Origin of the sequence: Geminicoccus harenae (assembly GCF_019800005.1) — a bacterium.
Lineage (GTDB): Bacteria > Pseudomonadota > Alphaproteobacteria > Geminicoccales > Geminicoccaceae > Geminicoccus > Geminicoccus harenae.
In genome coordinates, this window is sequence record NZ_JABGCL010000011.1 from 60,230 (window position 1) to 78,749 (window position 18,520).

Here is an 18,520-nt window from a genome sequence, read left to right on the forward strand (position 1 = left end):
GGCGGAACCTGCCATGGACGGCGAATCTGCCGCGGGCGGCCCTGCCCTCCTGGCGCTGGGGGTCGCCACCTTCCTGGGCGGCCTGGTCCTGGCCGTGGCGACCCTGAACCTCGCCACCCCGTCGAGCTATGCCGGGGTGGGCGCCCGCCTGTTCCCCGCCGTGGCCTCGGCCGGGCTGATCCTGGTCGGCCTGTGGCTGGCCTTCCAGGGCTGGCGGACGCGGCACGTGCGCGGCAGCGGCGAGCCTGTCGATGCCGGCGCCATGGCGGTGATGGTGGGTGGCCTCGTCGCCCACATGCTGCTCCTGGAGCGGGCCGGCTTCGTGATCGCCTCGACCGTCCTGTTCTTCGCCGTCACGCTCGCCTTCCGTGACCGGCGCTGGTGGCTGAACCTCGCCATCGCCCTGGTGCTGGCGCTGCTCACCCGGGTCATCCTGGGCTACGGGCTGGGCCTGTCCCTGCCGACCCTCCTGCCGGGCTGGGTGATCTGATGGGCACGCTCAGCCAGCTCATGGGCGGCTTCACCCAGGCGCTGACCTTCGCCAATATCGGCTGGTGCCTGCTCGGCACCGTGCTCGGCACGGCGGTGGGCATCCTGCCGGGCATCGGCCCTGCCCTGACCATTGCCCTGCTCCTGCCGGTCACCGCGTACCTGGACGCCACCGGCGCCTTCATCATGTTCGCCGGCCTTTATTACGGCGCCATGTACGGCTCCTCGACCACCTCGATCCTGCTGAACACGCCGGGCGAGAGCGGCTCGATCGTGACCGCGGTGGAAGGCCACAAGATGGCCAAGGCCGGGCGGGGTGCCGCGGCCCTGGCCACCGCCGCCATCGGCAGCTTCGTCGCCGGCACGATCGGCACGGCCCTGCTCACCTTCCTGGCCCCGCTGATCGCAAGCCTCGCCATCGCGTTCGGCCCCTCGGAATATTTCGCGATCGCCGTCTTCGCCTTCGCCGCGGTGTCCTCCATGCTCGGCACCTCGCCCTCGCGCGGCCTGTTCTCCCTGTTCCTCGGCATCACCGCGGGCGTGGTCGGGATCGACAGCCTGACCGGCCAGTCGCGCTTCACCATGGGCTTTCCCAGCCTGCTGGACGGCATCTCGATCGTGGTGGTGGCGGTGGGACTGTTCGCGGTGGGCGAGGCGCTCTGGGTGGCCTCGCAGCCATCCCTGCGCGTCCAGGAGATCGAGCCAGTGAAGGGCTCGCTCTGGATGACCCGCGGCGAGTGGCGGCGCTCCTGGAAGCCCTGGCTGCGTGGCACCTTCATTGGCTTCCCGTTCGGGGCGCTGCCGGCGGGCGGCACCGAGATCCCGACCTTCGTGTCCTACACGCTGGAAAGGAAGCTGAGCAGCAAGCCCGAGGAGTTCGGCCGGGGCGCCATCGAAGGCGTCGCCGGCCCGGAGGCCGCCAACAACGCCGCCGTGGCCGGCGTCCTGGTCCCGCTCCTCACCTTAGGGCTGCCGACGTCTGCCACCGCCGCGATCCTGCTGGCGGCCTTCCAGGAATACGGCCTGCAGCCCGGCCCGCTCCTGTTCCTCACCAGCGGCGACCTGGTCTGGGGCCTGATCGCCAGCCTCTATATCGGCAACCTGGCGCTGCTGGTCCTCAACCTGCCCCTGGTGGGCCTGTGGGTGCGCCTGCTCGCGATCCCCCAGCACCTGCTCTATGGCGGGATCCTCGTGTTCAGCACGCTGGGCGTCTACAGCCTGAACCGCTCGATCACCGACCTCGTCCTCCTGCTCCTGTTCGGCCTGGTCGGCTGGGTGATGCGCCGGGTCGACATCCCGGTCGCCCCCTGCATCATCGGCCTGATCCTGGGCCCGATGGCCGAGGAACAACTGCGCCGCGCCCTGTCCATCTCCCAGGGCGACCTGGTGGCGGTGCTGACCCGGCCGCTCACGCTCACCATCCTGATCCTGGCGGCGCTGGTGGTGGCCGTGCCCCCACTCCTGGCCCGGCGCAGACGGGCCTGAAATGGCCTCGAGTCCGGCGGACAGGATAGCTTAGTTCGCCCTTTGGCTAGCCTGCTACTATCGCTACTTAGCCCTATTCATGTTGCTTACCGCCAACGCGAAGCAGGCACATCCTCCTATTTACATAGGATTACAAATTTCCGACAATTGCGCCAAGAAGCATCCGCAATATTGGAAATAGATGTGGCTTCTCTAAGAGACGTAGAATCCGCTTTAAATAATTGGAAAAATTGGCAAGATGTCTTCGAACATCAAGGTCCAATACAGGATAGTCCAATATTATCGAATCCGCAACGCTTCTACAACTTTCTAACAGAGTATAGCGTAGGAAGAACTATCCGCGCCGGTACCCGAGATGACTTGCGAATAACATTGCGATCTGACGAGTTCGCCATTCAGGATCTAGCGGCGGATACGACAAACAAGCTTCTCGATATAAAACAGAACAAGCTTCGCCCTCAATTTGCTACGCACGATGGCAGGCGTCAGCTTATTTCTGCCCTGTCAAAAATTATGGCTCTTATAGCTCCTGGAACATTTAATGCTTGGGATCGATTCGCTCGTATTGGCCTTCATAAGGAACATGGTGGTTTCAGATATCATGCCAGCAATGACTATAGCACTTATATTACCGCCATCAACGAGTTGCTCTCTCAGCCTCTAGGCGCCAAGATTCGCACAGTGTGCGCTGGTCTCTACCCTTCCACATTCGCTGCCACGTCAGACCGGTTCCACCGACGGGTCTTGGATACGTACCTGATGCGGGTCGGCGGACGCAATTTTTGAACACTCTCGCGTGGCGCTTGCGACCGTGTATGCTGACGCGGCGACTTGGCCCATGCCGAGGCGGAGTTCGACAAGGCGCTTCGCCTGAGCCCCAACTCCGCCGATCTCCTTTCCATCTACGCCGCCTGGGCAAGCAGCTATGGCAAGCCGGAGAAGGGCGTAGAGGCAGCGCTTCGGGCCATACGCCTCAACCCGCAACCGCCTGCCTATGCCTTCCGCACCTACCGCTACACTTTCTTCATGGCAGGCCGGTACGACGATGCCCTGCACTTCGCGAACCGGGTGCCGCGCGAAGCCTGTAGTTCGTTCGACCACGTGCTCCGGGCTGCGGCACTGGCGGCCCTGGGCCGTGGCGAGGAGGCGCGTGCAGCGGTAGCCGAGACGATCGCGCAGTTCCCGGACATCAGTGCCGAAGGATTTGCCATCCTCGATCCCGTATGGAACGAGTCTGAACGACAGCGCCTCGTCGAGACCATGCGCAAGGCCGGCTTCCCCTTGTGCGCGAGCGCCGACGACTTCAGGAACAGCCCAGACCTCCAGCGCCTTCCAGAGTGCGTCGGGTCCTAGCCAGATGGCTGGCAGCACAGCGCCTCCCTGAAGCAGAGCTTGCCGCAGCCTGCCCCCCGCCTAACTCCATGATCAGAAGTCGGAGCGAGGAACGCCCTTACATGCCGCCGTCCTTTCTGCCGGACAGGCTCGTCCAGCCGCTCCGCACTGCGATCACCGAGGGCGTTGCCGCCTATTTCAACGACCGCTCGCAGGGCGAGAAGCCGGTCGGGCGCCATCCCGACGGGCTGTTCGGTCCGGCCTCGGTGACCTGGCGGGTCCATGGCGACCTGGCGTCGATGATGGTGGGCGGCATCGCGGCCCTCCTGCTCCAGATGCTGCATCCCGCCGTGCTCGCCGGCGTGCGCGACCATTCCAACTTCCGGGCCGACATGCATGGCCGGCTGCGGCGGACCGCGCGGTTCGTCTCGGTCACCACCTATGGCGAGCGCTCCCTGGCCCTGGCCGCGATCGAGCGGGTGCGCCGCATCCATGGCGGGGTCCGGGGCACGCTGCCGGATGGCACGCCTTATACCGCCAGCGACCCGGACCTCCTGGCCTGGGTGCATGTGGCGGAGGCGAGCTGCTTTCTCCGCTCCTGGATCCGCTATGGGGAGCCTGGGATGCTCATGGCCGACCAGGACCGCTACTTCGCCGAGATGGCCGAGGTCGGCCAAGCACTCGGGGCCGATCCGGTGCCGCGCAACCGTGCCGAGGCCAGGGCACTGATCCAGGCGATGCGGCCCCGGCTGCGCAGCGATCAATACACGGCGGAAGTGGCGCGGCTCGTCCTCGCCAGGCCGGCATCGACCTCCGCGGCCGCACCGCTGCAGGCACTCGCCATGGACGCCGCCGTCGACCTGCTGCCGGGCTGGGCGGCCCGGATGCACGGCCTGTCCGTGCCGCCGTTTCGCACCCCGCTCGTCCGCCTGGGCACGCTGGGCGTGGCCCGCACCCTGCGCTGGGCGTTCGCCGGCAGGCGGGCGCCGGCACGCCCGCTGCCGGCCCGCCCCGTGCCTGCGCGGAGCCGGGCGCGCCACCCTCCCGCCGGGGCCGATCGCGCCGAACGCTATTGACCCGGCCCCGGCCTGCTGCATTTTCACGCTCCACAAGGCCAGGAGGGCCAAAGGGCCGCCGGGTGGTTCTGCCGTTGCGCTCAGGGTGCGCCTGTGGCTTCCTGGCTGATATATCATTGCCGGTAGCGGGTCGTTCCCTCTGCCGGCGGGGGAGGCAAGGAAGATGAGACGAGACCTGCTCAAGCGCGGACTGCTGCTGGGTGCCGCCGCGATGTTCGTTGCGACCAGCGTGCCCGCCTCGGCAGAGACGCTGACGGTCTGGTGGGTGAAGGGCTTCTACCGCGCCGAGGACGAGGCGCTGTTCAGGGCGATCGAGGCGTTCGAGAAGAAGACCGGCGTCGACATCGAGCTCTCCCAGTACGCCATCCAGGACATGATCCCCAAGACGGTGGCGGCGCTCGACAGCGGTACGCCGCCGGACATCGCCTATGCCGACAGCTACGACTTCCAGGTCGGTGCGAAGTGGGCGTTCGAGAACCGGCTGGAGGACCTGACCAGCGTCCTGGAGCCGATGAAGGACCAGTTCGACGAGAACACGCTCTCGACGACCTACCTCTACAACGACACCACCAAGCAGCGCGCCTACTACTCCTTCCCGCTCAAGCGGCAGACCATGCATATCGAGTACTGGATCGATATGCTGCAGGAGGCCGGCTTCCAGGAAAGCGACGTTCCCGAGGATTGGGAGGGCTTCTGGAGTTTCTGGTGCAACGATGCCCAGAAGGGCTATCGCGGTGCCACCGGCCAGCGCGCCTACGGCATCGGCCAGCCGATGGGCGTGGATTCGACCGACAGCTTCTTCTCGTTCCTGACCTTCATGGACGCCTACAACGTCAAGCTGGTCGATGACGAGGGCAACCTGCTGGTCGACGACCCGAGCGTGAAGGAAGGCCTGATCGGCGCGCTCACCGACTATACCACGCCCTATACCGAAGGCTGCGTGCCGCCGTCGGCGACCTCGTGGAAGGACCCGGACAACAACGTCGCCTACCACAACAAGACGACGATGATGACCCACAACGCCACGATCTCGCTGGCGGGCAAGTGGTACGACGACATGACCAACCCGGCGCTCACCGACGCCGAGCGCGAGACCGCCAAGAAGAACTATTACGAGCTGATCCGCACCCGCGGCTTCCCGACCAAGCCGGACGGCTCGCCGATGGTCTACCGCTCGGCCGTCAAGACCGGCGTGATCTTCCAGCAGGCCAGGAACAAGGAGCGCGCCAAGGAGTTCCTGGCGTTCCTGATGCAGCCGGAAAACCTGCAGCCCTACGTCGAGGGTTCGCTCGGCCGCTGGTTCCCGGTGACCAAGAGCGGCATGGAAAGCCCGTTCTGGCAGGAGGATTCCCACCGCAAGTCGGTCTATGACCAGTTCAAGGCCGGCACGGTCACCTTCGAGTTCACCAAGAACTGGAAGTTCACCATCCTCAACAACGAGAACGTCTGGGCCAAGGCGATGAACCGCGTGGTCAACGAGAACGTCTCGGTCGAGGACGCCGTGGACGAGATGATCGCGCGTATCAAGGAAGTCGCGGGCTGACATCTTCCGGACGCTCCGTCATGGCACGCTTTCGGCCATGACGGTGGCGTCCTGAAGGCGTAGCTTGATGGGCCGTCGGAAGAAGATCGGAGGCGAACCATGTCGGCAGCTGCTGTCCAGGCGGACCGCGCTCCTCCCGAAAGCAAGGTCCGACGACCCTGGACGGCCGCGGAGACCTGGGGTGCGCTCATGCTCATCCCCTACGTCCTGGTCTTCCTGGCCTTCGTCCTCTACCCCGTGCTGTACGGCTTCTGGCTGGCCCGTCACCCGTCCAGCTACGTGGCGCTGTTCGGCGATCCGATCTTCCGCCGATCGGTCGTCAACACGCTGATCTTCCTGGTCGTCGCGATCAACGTGAAGATGTTGCTGGCCCTGCTCCTGTCCGGCTTCTTCCTGCACGAGCGCTGGTGGGTCCGCTGGCTTTCGGTGATCTTCATCCTGCCCTGGGCGGTCCCCGCGATCCCGACCATCCTGTCGGTCCGCTTCATGCTGAATCCCGAATGGGGCCTGATCAACCAGCTCTGGTTCCGCTGGACCTTCGAGGACGGGCCGAACTGGCTGAACGAGCCCTGGCTGGCGCTGACCATGGCCATGGCGGTCCATATCTGGAAGTCGCTGCCGTTCTGGACGCTGATGATGCTGACCGGAAGGCTCGCGATCTCCGCCGATCTGTACGAGGCGGCCTCGGTGGACGGTGCCACCAAGTGGCACAAGTTCCGCTACGTCACCTGGCCGTCCCTGCAGACCATGTACTTCACCTGCACGATCCTCTCGATGATCTGGACACTCGGCGACTTCAACAGCGTCTACCTGCTCACTGGCGGGGGCCCGGCCGACCTGACCCATGTCCTGGCCACGCTCGGTGTCCGCTACCTGCGCCTGGACCAGATCGACCTGTCGCTCGCTACCGTCGTCTGCGCGATGCCGCTGGTGCTGCCGCTGGTCTACATCATGATGAAGCGGTTCTCCAAATGAGCGCGCCCCGTCGCCCCGGCTGGTTCCTGCGCGGCGTCGCCACCGACGCCAAGCTGCTCCTGATCGGCATCCCGGTCTTCCTGTGGACCATCCTGCCGATCTACCACCTGTTCCTGTTCTCGATCTCGCCCAAGGACCAGGCAATGTCCGGCAAGCTCTGGCCGGACCACCCGACCCTCAACAACTTCATCATCGTCTTCAACGAGCGCCACCACTTCCTGGGCAATTTCTGGCTGCAGTTCTGGAACTCGTTCTTCATCGCCGCGATGGTGGGCATCCTGACCCTGGTGGTCGCCACGTTTGCCGCCTTCTCGATCAGCCGGCTGAAGACCCGCTTCGGCGGCACGGTGATGAACCTGGCCCTGTTCACCTATTTCGTCCCGGCCGCCTTCCTGGCCGTGCCGATGTATCGGACCATGGGCATCTACGGCCTGCTCAACACCCAGTGGGCGCTGATCCTGGCGATGATGACGCTGGCCGCACCCTATGCGATCTGGGTGCTCAAGCAGGCCTCGGACAAGCTGCCGCGCGAACTGGACGAGGCGGCGGTGGTGGACGGCGCCACACCCATGCAGCTCTTCCGCCTGGTCTACCTGCCGCTGATGGCGCCCTCGCTGGTCGCGGTCGGCGTCTACGCGCTGCTGCTGGCCTGGAACGAATATCTCTATGCCTTCCTCCTGCTGTCCCGGGACACCGACGTGACCCTGCCGGTGGCACTCGGCAACTTCCTGGCCGCCGACGACTCCCCCTGGGAGCTGCTCATGACCACCGGCCTGATCTACGCGATCCCGCCCGCGGTGATCTATTACGTGTTCAAGCGCTACATGACCGCCGGGCTCACCTCCGGTGCGGTGAAGAGCTAGCCGGGCCTCCAAAGCCGCCGTGCGCTCCCGGTCCCTCGCCCTCGAGGACCGGGAGCCCTTGGCGGCCTCGTCCCGTCAGCCTGCCAGGATCCGGCGCTTCTGGTCCGTGAACTCCTGATCGGTCAGGACGCCCGCGACCCTCAGGGCTGCCAGCCGCTCCAGCTTCGACACCACGTCGTCGGCCGGGGCTGGCCGAACCCTCCCTGGTAGGCTGCCTGCACCAGCCGCTCCACGCGCTCGTCTTCCCATGGAAGCCCTGGCAGCGCCTTTTTCTCCCGGCATGCCAGCCATCGGCTTGCACCATCCAGCGCAGCAACCTGCTGCCTCATCTGATCAACCGTCGCCATCCGATTCCTCGAGTTGCAGGTTGCGACTGCACGCGCCAGCCTGCGCGCTTGCCCACTTGTAGCAGCCATTTCCTAATGAAACGTGAAGTGGGGCGCCCGAAACCGTCCAGGAGCTATGCCGACCCCGCCGGCCTAGCCCTGCCGCACCGTGACGAGCCAGCGGATCGGCGCCCGCCTTCATGCTACTGTGCCCAGGCGGCTACGGGATCGTGGAGGCGGGCATGTTCGTGACGCTGCTCGGCGCACTGCTGATCTTTCTCGGGATCCTCTATTTGGCGGCCCAGGCGCTGCGGCGCGGCCGGCTGAGTGCAGGGACCCCGGAGCGCCCGGTGGCGCAGGCCGGCTCGCTGGAGCCGCCCGGCCGGGTCACCGCCTTCCGGCTCGGCGCGAACTGGCCGGGCCTCGCCCTGATCGCCCTGGGTGCCATCCTGCTGATCGCCGTGGCGGCCATTCCGGCGGCCTCCTGAGCGCCCCTGCGCCCAGGCCGGTGATTTTCGTCACTGGAGGCTTCGCTTGCCGGTGGCCAATGGCTGTGGAACTACCGGAAAGCGCGGTGCCGCAGGATCGGCTCCTTCCGGAACCAGGCCATCATCGCAAGGAGGCTACCGATGATGCAGACGGCGAGAACGCTGCGAGCCGGACATGGGCCGGCTCCACGCACCATCCACCGCTGGCTCCCGCTGCTCCTGCTCCTGACCGCCCTGGCGGTGCCGCTGGGTGCCTGGGCACAAGAGCCGACCGTGCGCCAGTTCGCCAACCTGATCTTCACGCTGCCGCCCGACTGGGAGTGGATCGGCCGGCGGGACGACGGGCGGCTCAGGATCAATTATGACGGCGATCGCGGCCGCTGCCGGAACTGCGAGATCCTGATCGACCGGGGCAACAGCACGGCCATGCCGATCCGGGCCTGGCAGCAGGCCCTGTCGCGGACCTTCTTCGAGGGCACCGTGCCGGCCAGCCCCAACCAGTGGCACTGGGAGGCCAATGGCGGCCGGCCCATCCATGTCCTGATGCGCGTGGCGCGCGATGAGCGTGGCCGAAACTGGTTCGAGGCGTTCTTCGCGGTGGGCCTGCCCACCCGGCACGAGCTCCTGGCGTTTACCGCCGAGATCAGCAGCCAGGCGGAGCTGGATGGTGCGGTCGCGGTCATCAATGCCGACATCCTGCCGATGATCGAGGCGATGCGCTACGAGAGCGAGGGTGCAGCACCGCTGGCCGGCCAGCCGGTCATCGGCACGCTGCGCGGCATCTGGTACGGCACCGCGGTCTACAACCGCTATAACGGCCTGACCGGCATGCTGGAGCTGGTCCGCGATACCGAGCTGTTCACCTTCTTCCCGGGCGGCAGGTTCTACAAGGGCGTGCCGGCCACGGGCGTCGATCCCATCAACTACAAGTCACTGGTTCGGCAGGGTGAGCTCGGGCTCGGCAACTACCAGGCGATGGGCGACCAGGTCCAGCTGCGCTATTCGGACGGCCGCACCGCCACCCTGCAGATGATGAATGGCGCCGCCATCCAATCCGGCCGGGTCGCCATGTACCCCAAGAAGGTGCCGCCCGCGGGCTACCGCTTTGCCGGCACGATCCAGTCGGTCAACTATACCAGCTTCGGCCTGGGCTCCGGCCTGACCGGCGGAGTGTCGAGCGAACGCAACCAGGTCTTCCGCATGGACGGGACGGTGGTCGATTCGAAGTTCGTCGGCGTCTCCGGCTCGGGCGAGGATGGCGGCGGGTTCAGCGGCGGCTCGACGAAGCCCGAGACGGTTGGCCGCTACGAGGTGCTGAACGGCCGGATCGTCATCACGCCGCCCACGGGCGAGCCCATGTCGAGCTGGATCCTGTTCGACGGCGGGACGAACCTCGTGATCGGGGAGGAACCGGTCAAGGGCGGCTGAGCAGATCCCGGGGCCGGCCGCGTCAGCGGCCGACCCGGCCTTCCCTGGCCCGTGCCGTCGCGAAGATGTCCCAGGCGGCCAGGAACATCGCCGCGACCAGCGGCCCGATCACGAAGCCGTGGATGCCGAAGATGGCGATGCCGCCCAGCGTGGAGATCAGCACCAGGTAGTCGGGCATCTTGGTGTCCTTGCCGACCAGGATCGGGCGCAGGACATTGTCGACCACGCTGATCACCAGCACGCCATAGGCCATCAGGACCAGGCCCTGCCAGACCGCACCCGTCACCAGGAAGTAGATGGCGGCCGGCAGCCAGACCAGCGCCGCGCCCACGGCCGGGAGCAGTGCGAGCAGGGCCATCAGCACCGCCCACAGCAAGGCGGCATGGATGCCCAGGATCCAGAAGATCAGCCCGCCCAAGGCACCCTGCACGACCGCCACGATGATGGTGCCCTTGAGCGTGGCGCGGACCACCGTGGTGAACTTCTCGGCGAGTGCCCGCTGCTGGTCCACATGCAGCGGCAGCGCGTTGCGGATGCGCCGGACCAGCGCGTCGCCATCGCGCAGCAGGAAGAACAGCAGGTAGAGCATGACGAACAGGTCGATGACGAAATCGGCGGTGTTCTGGCCGATATTGACCACCTGGGTGGCGACGAACTGGCTGCCCCACATCAGGGCGGCGGCCAGCCTTTCGCGTATCGCGTCGACATCCGTCAGCCCGAAGCGATCCAGCAGACCGGTCACCCATCCGGGCAGCGCGTCGTAGATCGTCTGGAAGAACCCGCTGAAGTTCAGGCTGCCCGACTGCATCCCCTCGTAGATGCCGGCCGCTTCCTGCACCAGCATCACGGTGATCAGCGTCACCGGCAGGATCACCATCACCAGGATGATCGCCTCGGTGACGAGGGCTGCCAGCGTGCGCCGCTGGCCCATCACCCGCACCAGGCGGCGGTAGAGGGGCGCAAACAGGATCGCGATCACGGCACCCCAGAGGACCGCCCCGTAAAAGGGCTGGACGATCCAGAAGAAGGCCAGCGAGGTCACGACGAGCAGGAACAGGAAGGCCTTGTCTTCGATGGCGGTCAAAGGCGGTCCTCGTCGGTGACAGCGCCGGCTGGGCCCGGCGATCGCGACGACGAGGATCGCCCGTTTTTCCTCAGGCCGCCAGCAGCTCGTCCGCCGGGCCGAAGAACTCGTAGTGGATGCGCGTGCCCGGCACCCCGGACCGGGACAGGGTCGAGACGAAGTTGCGCAGGAACGGGCGCGGTCCGCACAGGAAGTAATGCGCCTCGTCCAGGGGCGTATGCTCGGCCAGCCACTCGCCGGTGATCAGCCCCGCATGGTCATAGTCCCTGCCCTGGACGTCCTCCGTGCGCGGCAGCTCGTAGAAGGTCGTGGCCTCGATCCCGCGATGCCTGGCCGCCAGTTCGCGGACATGGTCGGCCATCGCATGGGTGGAGCCGTCGCGCGTGCCGTGGACATAGAGGGTGCGGGTCTCGGGCAGCCGCGCCGCGATCGTTTCCAGCATGCTCATCATCGGCGTGAGCCCGACACCGCCGCTCAAGAGCACCACCGGGCGGTCGGGATGCTCCGGCAGGAAGAACTCGCCGGCCGGCGGGGCGACCTTCAGCACCGTGCCGACCTTCGCCTGGTCGTGCAGCCAGCCCGAGGCCGCGCCTTTGGGCTCGCGCTTCACCGAGATGCGGTAGGTCTCGCCGTTCGGTGCGGACGAGATGCTGTAGTTGCGCTTGAGCGGCGGCTGGCCGGGGATCTCCAGCCAGAAGGTCAGGTACTGGCCGGGCCGGTGACGGATCACCGGCTGGCCATCGGTCGGCCGCAGCAGGAAGGAGGTGATGATGGCGCTCTCCTGCCGGCGCTCCTCGATGGCGAAGCTCCGCCAGCCCCGCCAGCCGCCCTCGGCCGAGGCCAGCTTCCCGTAGAGCATCTTCTCCCGCGCGATCAGGATGTCGGCCAAAAACCAGTAGCCCTCGCCCCAGGCCGCCAGGATCTCGTCGGTCGCGGCATCGCCCAGCACGTCCTTGATGGCGCCGAGCAGCGCATCGGCGACATAAGGATAGTGCTCGGGCAGGATCTGCAGGCCGACATGCTTTTGCGCGATCCGCTCGACCGCGGCCGCCAGTGGCACCAGGTCATCGATGTTCTTGGCATAGGCGAGGATCGCCGTCGCCAGCGCCTTCGGCTGCGAGCCGGCGTCGCCATGATGCGACTGGTTGAACAGGTCGCGGATCATCTCGTTCTGGAACATCCGCGCATACATGGCGCGGGTGATCTCCAGCCCATGGGCTTCCAGAGCCGGCACGGTAGCCTTGATGAGGGCGCGGCTGTGCTCGCTTACGGTCTTCGACATTCGTCGCTTCCGGATATCTGCATTGGAGGGTTCAGGACTGCGGCGGCTGGTCGCAGAACCCGATCCGCACGAGGATCGGCCCGGCCGGCAGCGTCGTCTCTTCGAGGAACAGGCCCGCATGGCATGGCTGAACGGCGGTCATGGCGGGCGGCCTCGTGTAATCATGTATGCGTGATGCATGTATGAGCCCCCTGAAAAACATGCAACCAGGATGCATATTTAAGCGGTTTGGTGCGACGGTTTGGCCAGGAGGGACAGGGCGTGCGGCTGACGCGCTATACGGACTATGCGTTGCGCGTGCTGCTCTATCTCGGCACGCGGCCGGAGCGGCTGTGCTCGATCCCGGAGATGGCGCGCGCCCACGGCATCTCGCAGAACCACCTGATGAAGGTCGTCCATGACCTGGGCAAGGCCGGCTTCGTCGCGAGCGTGCGTGGCCGTGCGGGCGGGATCCGCCTGGCCCGTCCGCCCGAGCAGATCATCATCGGCAGCGTGGTCCGCCACACCGAGGAAGGCTTCGACCTGGTCGACTGTGGGGCCTGCGTGATCGCGCCCGCCTGCGGCCTGCCCGCGGTGCTGGGCGAGGCACTGACCGCCTTCCTCGCCGTCCTGGACCGCTACAGCCTGGCGGATCTGCTCGGCCGGCGCGCCGACATGCTGGCGCTGTTCCGCCAGGACCCGGCCGGCCCGGAGCGGGTAGCCGCTTCATCCACGGGGCCGCTTCATGCTATGGATGGGCGCGTGCGCGCAACGGATGGGCAGGACGAGGCCGCGCAGGCGCCTGCGAAGTGGAACTGCACGAACGAACCCGAGGAGCTGGCTGAAATCAGCTAGTTAGAGGATTTTCGACACCCGGGCCGACGCCCTGTGCCGGCTGCCTTGCGCTATCAAGCTGGCACCGTCGCCTCACCTGCGCTACCAGCCTGCCGTCAAGAACGTCAGGATGCCTCGAGATGGCCAACGTCGCCGTGATCGGCGCCCAGTGGGGCGACGAGGGCAAGGGCAAGATCGTCGACTGGCTCTCCGAGCGGGCCGACGTGGTGGTCCGCTTCCAGGGCGGCCACAATGCCGGCCACACGCTGGTGGTGGACGGCCAGACCTACAAGCTCTCGCTGCTGCCCTCGGGCGTGGTCCGCCAGAAGCTGTCGATCATCGGCAACGGCGTGGTGGTCGATCCCTGGGCGCTGCTCGCCGAGATCGACCGGCTGCGCGCGCAGGGCGTGTCCGTCCGCCCGGAGACGCTGCGCCTGGCCGAGAACGCGTCGCTGATCCTGCCGCTCCATGCCGAGCTCGACCAGGCGCGCGAGCAGGCGCGTGCCGCCTCCAATATCGGCGCCGGCAAGATCGGCACGACCGGCCGCGGCATCGGCCCGGCCTACGAGGACAAGGTGGCACGCCGCGCCATCCGGGTCTGCGACCTGACCGACCAGATGCTCCTGGAGGGCAAGGTCCACGACCTGCTCCTGCACCACAACGCGCTGCGCCGCGGCTTCGGCATCCCGGAGGTCGAGCCTACCGACCTCCTGGCCTCGCTGACCAGCCTGGCGCCGAAGCTCCTGCCGTTCTCCGAGCCGATCTGGCTGCGCCTGGCCGAGCTCAAGCGCAACGGCCGGCGCATCCTGTTCGAGGGCGCCCAGGGTGCCATGCTCGACGTCGACCACGGCACCTATCCCTTCGTCACCTCGTCCAACACCATGGCCGGCATGGCCGCCACCGGCTCCGGGCTCGGCCCCGATGCGGTGGGCTACGTGCTGGGCATCTGCAAGGCCTACACCACCCGGGTCGGCTCCGGACCGTTCCCCACCGAGCTGCATGACGAGATCGGCAGGCGCCTGGGCGAGCGCGGCCACGAGTTCGGCACGGTCACCGGCCGGCCCCGGCGCTGCGGCTGGTTCGACGCGGTGATGGTCCGCCAGGCGATCAAGGTCGGCGGCATCCATGGCCTGGCGCTGACCAAGCTCGACGTGCTGGACGGGCTCGAGACCATCAAGGTCTGTACCGCCTACAGCCTGAACGGCCAGATCCTCCACCACCTGCCCTCCAATCCGGCCGCCCAGGCCGCCGTGCAGCCGATCTTCGAGGAGATGGAAGGCTGGCAGGAAAGCACCCACGGCGCGCGCAGCTTCGCCGACCTGCCGGCCGCGGCGATCAAGTACGTCAAGCGACTGGAGGAGCTGGTCGAGGCGCCGGCTGCCCTGATCTCGACCAGCCCCGACCGCAACGACACGATCCTGGTGCACGACCCGTTCGCCGACTGACCGAAAGCGTCAGCCGTCCTTCAGGATCCGGATCAGCCGCCAGGCCCAGAAGCTGCCGGCGAGCAGCACCAGGGCCGAGGCCGTCAGCGCCACGCCCACGTCGAACAGGTGGGCGAGCTCGCCCCACAGCCAGCTCCCGGCTGCCATCGAGCCGAAGGTGATGGTCTGGTAGATGGCGAGCTGGCGGGCCTCCAGCCCGGTGGCGGAGGCCCGCTGCACGGCGATGTTGAAGGTGGAGAAGGACCCGAGCCAAGCGGCCCCGGACAGCGCCAGGGCAATGGCCAGGACCAGGAGGTCGGCCGAGTAGGCGATCAGCAGCGTGCCGAGCACGAGCTGCAGGCCCAGCCAGGTGACCACGACCCCGCTGCCGAACCGGCGCCTGGCCGGGTGGACCAGGAAGGCGCCGCCCATCGCGCCGATGCCGAACGCGCCCAGCAGCAGGCCGAAGGTCACCGCGTCGCCGCCCAGCCGATCGCGGGCGATCAGCGGCAGGAGGCCCTGGATGCTCGACGCGCACAGACTGAACACCGCGCAATAAAGCAGCACTGCACGGATCTTCTCGCTTTCCCGGGCAAAGCGGAGCCCGTCGCCGAAGGCGCGGAGCATCCGCCCGCGGATCGGCGTGCGCACCGGCGGCCGGCGCCACAGGGCCAGCACCAGGAGCAGCGGCAGGTAGCAGAACGCGTTGGTGAGGAAGGCCGCCTCAGCACCGATCGAGGCGACCAGCAGGCCGCCGAGTGCCGGCCCGACCGTGCGGGCGATGTTGAAGCTGATCGCGTTGAGCGTCACTGCCGCGGCCATGGCCGGGACCGGCACGGCCTCGCGCACGATCGTCTGGAAGGGCGAATTGGCGAACGCGCTACCCGCCCCCAGCAAGAAGGTGAAGGCCAGCAGCAGACCGGGCCCGGTCACGTCCAGGAGCGTGCACAGCCCGAGCAGCAGGGCGGCCAGCACCATGATCGACTGGCCCAGCATGCAGACCCGGCGCCGGTCGCCGACATCGGCCAGCACGCCGGCCGGCAGGGCCAGCAGGAGGATCGGCAGGAGCAGGGCGGTCTGGACCAGCGCCACCCAGTCGGCCGTGCCGACCAGCTCGGTCATTAGCCAGGCGGCTGCCACCGACTGGATCAGCCAGCCGAAATTGCTGACCATGTTGCCGAGCCACAGGCGGCGGAACAGCGGCACCGCGAGCGGTGCGCCTAGCCCCTCGCCTGTGTTCTGGCTCATGCTCAGTGCCGCAGGCGGGTCGTCAGCCGGTCATGGGACGGCAGCCGCGCGCAGGGGCCCAGCGCCGTCACGGCCGGGACCGGGTCGCGGAACAGCCGCCGGGCGAGCCGGTGGATGTCGTCGATCGTGACCGCGTCGATGCGGGCCAGGATCTCCTCGCGCGGGATGCGCCGGCCGAAGGTCAGGAGCTGGCGCGCCACCTCCTCGCAGACCCCGGCACAATGCTCCAGGCTCATCAGCAGCCCCGCCTTGGCCTGGGCCTTGGCGCGGACCAGCTCGGCCTCGCCGATCCGGTCGGCCGAGCCCGCCAGCTCGTCGGTCAGCACTCTCGCCAGCTCGTCCAGGTCCCCTTCGCCGGTCCCGGCATAGACGCCGAACGTGCCGCTGTCGGGGAAGGCGTTGACGAAGCTGAACACGGAATAGGCTAGGCCGCGCTTCTCGCGCACCTCCTGGAACAGGCGCGAGGACATCCCGCCGCCCATGATCGCGGAATAGAGGTTCAGCGTGTAGATGTCCGGGTCGTGGCAGGTCAGCGCCTCCACGCCCAGCACGAGATGGACCTGCTCCAGCTCGCGCTCCTCGCGCAGGTCGCCACCCCGGTAGCTGCCCTTGACGAACGGTAGCTCCGGCCGGCGCTCGAGGTCGCCGAACCAGCGCTCGCCCAGCTCCACCAGTCGGTCATGCTCGACCTTGCCGGCCGCGACCAGGATCATCTGCTCGGGGCCATAATGGTGCATGTGCTGGGCCAGGACCGAGCGCGGCATCGATTCCACGATCTCGGGCGGACCCAGGATCGAGCGACCGAGCGGCTGGTCCGGATAGGCGGTCTCCTGCCACAGGTCGAACACCAGGTCGTCCGGCGTGTCCTCGACCTGGCCGATCTCCTCCAGCACGACCTTGCGCTCGCGCTCCAGCTCGGCCTCGTCCAGGGTCGAGTGCTTGACGATGTCCGCCAGGATCTCGGTGGCGAGCGGCAGGTCCTCGCTCAGGATCCGGGCGTGGTAGGCGGTATGCTCGCGCGAGGTGTAGGCGTTGAGCGAGCCGCCGACATCCTCGACCGATTCGGCGATCTGCTTGGCCGTGCGGGTCTCGGTCCCCTTGAACGCCATGTGCTCCAGGAGATGCGAGACTCCATTCACCTCGGCCTGCTCGTGCCGCGTGCCGACATCGACCCAGACACCCACGGCGCTGGTGAGCAGGTGCGGCATCGGCTCACTCGCGATGCGCATGCCGTTCGCGAGGCGGGTCAAACGAAAAGTCTCGGTCATGCCGTCTTTCGGATATGGTCCTGGATGATGCCGAGTTCGGCGGGCAGCACTTGGTAACGCTCCTCGCGTTCGAAAAGACCGGCCATGGCCTCGGGCAGCACCGGGCGGCGACCGATCGCCGCTTCCACCGCGTCCGGGAACTTGGCGGGATGCGCCGTGGCGAGCGTCACCCGGGCAGCCCCCTCTGGCAGGGCCGCCCGCGCTGCGGCCACGCCCACGGCGGTGTGCGGGTCGATGACGATGCCGGTGTCGCGGTATACCTGCCGGATCGTCGCCTGCACCGCCGTCTCGTCGACCGCATGGCCGGTGATCAGGCCCTGCGCCTTTTTCAGGCGCTCCGGCTCGACCTCCAGCGCCCCCTCGGCCGCGAACCGCTCCATCTGCCGGACCAGCCGGGCCGGGTCGCGGTCCTCCAGCTCGAACAGGAGCCGCTCGAAATTGCTGGCGACCTGGATGTCCATGGACGGGCTCGTGGTCGGCATCACGTTGCCCTTGGCGTAACGCCCGGTCGAGAGGAAGCGCGCCACGATGTCGTTGCTGTTGGTGGCCGCCACCAGGCCCGCCAGCGGCAGGCCCATGGCCCTGGCGATGGTCCCGGCATAGACGTCGCCGAAATTGCCGGTCGGCACGGCGAACGCCACGGGGCGCGCGAGCCCGCCCAGCCGGAGCGTGGCATGAACGTAGTAGACCGCCTGGGCGGCCAGCCGGAACCAGTTGATCGAGTTGATCGCCGCCAGCCGGTGCTCCTCGCGGAAGGCCTGGTCGTTGAACATCCGCTTCACCAGCGCCTGGCAGTCGTCGAACGTGCCCTCCACGGCGATGTTGACGACGTTGTCCGCCAGCACCGTGGTCATCTGCCGGCGCTGCACCTCGGACACGCGGCCCTTGGGATGAAGGATGACGATCCGCATGTTGGCGCGGCCGGCACAGGCGGCAAGCGCCGCCGAGCCGGTATCGCCCGAGGTGGCGCCCACGATGGTGATGGTCTCGCCGCGGCGCCGGAGGACATGCTCGAACAGCCGGCCGAGCAGTTGCAGGGCGAAGTCCTTGAAGGCGAGGGTCGGCCCGTGGAACAGCTCCAGCAGCCAGTCGTCGTCGCCGATCTGGACCAGCGGTGCGGTGGCGGCATGGCTGAAGCCGGCATAGGTCTCCGCGACCATCGCCTTGAAATCGGCTCGCTCGACCGTCCCCTCGACGAACGGCCAGAGCACCGCCTCCGCCGTCTCGGCATAAGGGCGGCCGGCGAGCTGCGCGAACTGGTCCGACGTCAGCTTCGGCATGGCGTCCGGCAGGAACAGGCCGCCATCCTCGGCAAGTCCCGCCAGGAGCACCTCCTCGAACGGGCGCACGCCGGCACCACCGCGCGTGCTGATATAGGCGACCATGCTGCGTTCCG

At 67.4% G+C, this 18,520-nt stretch carries 16 protein-coding genes and 1 pseudogene; 11 read left to right on the forward strand and 6 right to left on the reverse strand.

All coding sequences use genetic code 11. The features are described 5' to 3' along the window. Positions 1–13: 13 nt before the first annotated feature. The 7 genes from HLA95_RS12290 (at position 14) to HLA95_RS12320 (ending at position 7,763) form a co-directional block, all read left to right on the forward strand. On the forward strand, positions 14–490 hold the full coding sequence (locus HLA95_RS12290) for a tripartite tricarboxylate transporter TctB family protein (protein ID WP_191061136.1): 477 nt from the start codon (positions 14–16) through the stop codon (positions 488–490). Continuing rightward, a complete protein-coding gene (locus HLA95_RS12295; protein WP_191061137.1) occupies positions 490–1,974 on the forward strand; it encodes a tripartite tricarboxylate transporter permease in 1,485 nt (494 codons plus the stop codon). Before HLA95_RS12290 ends, HLA95_RS12295 begins: the two co-directional genes overlap by 1 nt. 831 nt (positions 1,975–2,805) lie before the next feature. Continuing rightward, a complete protein-coding gene (locus HLA95_RS12300; RefSeq protein WP_191061138.1) occupies positions 2,806–3,327 on the forward strand; it encodes a tetratricopeptide repeat protein in 522 nt (173 codons plus the stop codon). Between the two features lie 101 nt (positions 3,328–3,428). Next, the gene (locus tag HLA95_RS12305; protein ID WP_222183493.1) at positions 3,429–4,382 is read left to right on the forward strand and encodes an oxygenase MpaB family protein; all 954 of its coding nucleotides are present in this window, start codon (positions 3,429–3,431) and stop codon (positions 4,380–4,382) included. Positions 4,383–4,545: 163 nt separating this feature from the next. Then, positions 4,546–5,925, forward strand: coding sequence for an ABC transporter substrate-binding protein (locus tag HLA95_RS12310; RefSeq protein ID WP_191061145.1), 1,380 nt, complete (start codon positions 4,546–4,548; stop codon positions 5,923–5,925). A gap of 189 nt (positions 5,926–6,114) precedes the next feature. After that, the gene (locus tag HLA95_RS12315) at positions 6,115–6,900 is read left to right on the forward strand and encodes a carbohydrate ABC transporter permease (RefSeq protein ID WP_322100132.1); all 786 of its coding nucleotides are present in this window, start codon (positions 6,115–6,117) and stop codon (positions 6,898–6,900) included. Beyond that, positions 6,897–7,763, forward strand: coding sequence for a carbohydrate ABC transporter permease (locus HLA95_RS12320; protein WP_191061143.1), 867 nt, complete (start codon positions 6,897–6,899; stop codon positions 7,761–7,763). Before HLA95_RS12315 ends, HLA95_RS12320 begins: the two co-directional genes overlap by 4 nt. 75 nt (positions 7,764–7,838) lie before the next feature. Here HLA95_RS12320 and HLA95_RS12325 read toward each other — a convergent pair whose 3' ends face one another. After that, positions 7,839–7,934, reverse strand: coding sequence for an SHOCT domain-containing protein (locus HLA95_RS12325; protein WP_222183495.1), 96 nt, complete (start codon positions 7,932–7,934; stop codon positions 7,839–7,841). Positions 7,935–8,289: 355 nt separating this feature from the next. Here HLA95_RS12325 and HLA95_RS12330 point away from each other — a divergent pair, with 355 nt between their 5' ends. Beyond that, on the forward strand, positions 8,290–8,577 hold the full coding sequence (locus HLA95_RS12330; protein WP_222183497.1) for a hypothetical protein: 288 nt from the start codon (positions 8,290–8,292) through the stop codon (positions 8,575–8,577). Positions 8,578–8,718: 141 nt separating this feature from the next. Further along, positions 8,719–10,005: a hypothetical protein gene (locus tag HLA95_RS12335; protein ID WP_222183499.1), complete on the forward strand. Its 1,287-nt coding sequence runs from the start codon at positions 8,719–8,721 to the stop codon at positions 10,003–10,005. Between the two features lie 22 nt (positions 10,006–10,027). On the opposite strand, the gene HLA95_RS12340 is transcribed toward HLA95_RS12335, so the two are convergent. Beyond that, positions 10,028–11,089 (reverse strand): AI-2E family transporter, encoded by a 1,062-nt coding sequence (locus HLA95_RS12340; protein WP_191057729.1) that lies wholly within the window; start codon positions 11,087–11,089, stop codon positions 10,028–10,030. Between the two features lie 70 nt (positions 11,090–11,159). Continuing rightward, complete coding sequence (gene hmpA, locus HLA95_RS12345; protein WP_191057730.1) at positions 11,160–12,371, reverse strand: NO-inducible flavohemoprotein; 1,212 nt, start codon at positions 12,369–12,371, stop codon at positions 11,160–11,162. A 261-nt stretch (positions 12,372–12,632) separates the two neighbouring features. Between hmpA and HLA95_RS12350 the strand changes: the two are divergent. Both HLA95_RS12350 and HLA95_RS12355 read left to right on the forward strand, forming a co-directional pair. Further along, positions 12,633–13,058, forward strand: a pseudogene (locus HLA95_RS12350) (Rrf2 family transcriptional regulator); the annotation flags it as partial. A gap of 266 nt (positions 13,059–13,324) precedes the next feature. Continuing rightward, positions 13,325–14,629: an adenylosuccinate synthase gene (locus HLA95_RS12355; RefSeq protein ID WP_191057732.1), complete on the forward strand. Its 1,305-nt coding sequence runs from the start codon at positions 13,325–13,327 to the stop codon at positions 14,627–14,629. Between the two features lie 9 nt (positions 14,630–14,638). On the opposite strand, the gene HLA95_RS12360 is transcribed toward HLA95_RS12355, so the two are convergent. The 3 genes from HLA95_RS12360 to thrC are packed head-to-tail and all read right to left on the reverse strand — an operon-like array spanning position 14,639 to position 18,509. After that, positions 14,639–15,856 (reverse strand): MFS transporter, encoded by a 1,218-nt coding sequence (locus tag HLA95_RS12360; RefSeq protein WP_191057733.1) that lies wholly within the window; start codon positions 15,854–15,856, stop codon positions 14,639–14,641. Between the two features lie 2 nt (positions 15,857–15,858). Further along, positions 15,859–17,124, reverse strand: coding sequence for a M16 family metallopeptidase (locus tag HLA95_RS12365; RefSeq protein ID WP_191057734.1), 1,266 nt, complete (start codon positions 17,122–17,124; stop codon positions 15,859–15,861). Then, positions 17,121–18,509 carry a threonine synthase gene (gene thrC / locus HLA95_RS12370; protein ID WP_191057735.1) on the reverse strand — a complete coding sequence of 463 codons (1,389 nt, stop codon included), beginning with the start codon at positions 18,507–18,509 and terminating at the stop codon, positions 17,121–17,123. Before thrC ends, HLA95_RS12365 begins: the two co-directional genes overlap by 4 nt. Positions 18,510–18,520: the final 11 nt, after the last annotated feature.

Bases quoted from the DNA above. Each gene is read 5' to 3' on its own strand.
- HLA95_RS12290 (WP_191061136.1), top strand. From the start codon at position 14: ATGGACGGCGAATCTGCCGCGGGCGGCCCTGCCCTCCTGGCGCTGGGG.
- HLA95_RS12295 (WP_191061137.1), top strand. From the start codon at position 490: ATGGGCACGCTCAGCCAGCTCATGGGCGGCTTCACCCAGGCGCTGACC.
- HLA95_RS12305 (WP_222183493.1), top strand. From the start codon at position 3,429: ATGCCGCCGTCCTTTCTGCCGGACAGGCTCGTCCAGCCGCTCCGCACT.
- HLA95_RS12310 (WP_191061145.1), top strand. From the start codon at position 4,546: ATGAGACGAGACCTGCTCAAGCGCGGACTGCTGCTGGGTGCCGCCGCG.
- HLA95_RS12315 (WP_322100132.1), top strand. From the start codon at position 6,115: ATGCTCATCCCCTACGTCCTGGTCTTCCTGGCCTTCGTCCTCTACCCC.
- HLA95_RS12320 (WP_191061143.1), top strand. From the start codon at position 6,897: ATGAGCGCGCCCCGTCGCCCCGGCTGGTTCCTGCGCGGCGTCGCCACC.
- HLA95_RS12330 (WP_222183497.1), top strand. From the start codon at position 8,290: ATGCTACTGTGCCCAGGCGGCTACGGGATCGTGGAGGCGGGCATGTTC.
- HLA95_RS12335 (WP_222183499.1), top strand. From the start codon at position 8,719: ATGATGCAGACGGCGAGAACGCTGCGAGCCGGACATGGGCCGGCTCCA.
- hmpA (WP_191057730.1), bottom strand. From the start codon at position 12,371: ATGTCGAAGACCGTAAGCGAGCACAGCCGCGCCCTCATCAAGGCTACC.
- HLA95_RS12355 (WP_191057732.1), top strand. From the start codon at position 13,325: ATGGCCAACGTCGCCGTGATCGGCGCCCAGTGGGGCGACGAGGGCAAG.
- HLA95_RS12360 (WP_191057733.1), bottom strand. From the start codon at position 15,856: ATGAGCCAGAACACAGGCGAGGGGCTAGGCGCACCGCTCGCGGTGCCG.
- HLA95_RS12365 (WP_191057734.1), bottom strand. From the start codon at position 17,124: ATGACCGAGACTTTTCGTTTGACCCGCCTCGCGAACGGCATGCGCATC.
- thrC (WP_191057735.1), bottom strand. From the start codon at position 18,509: ATGGTCGCCTATATCAGCACGCGCGGTGGTGCCGGCGTGCGCCCGTTC.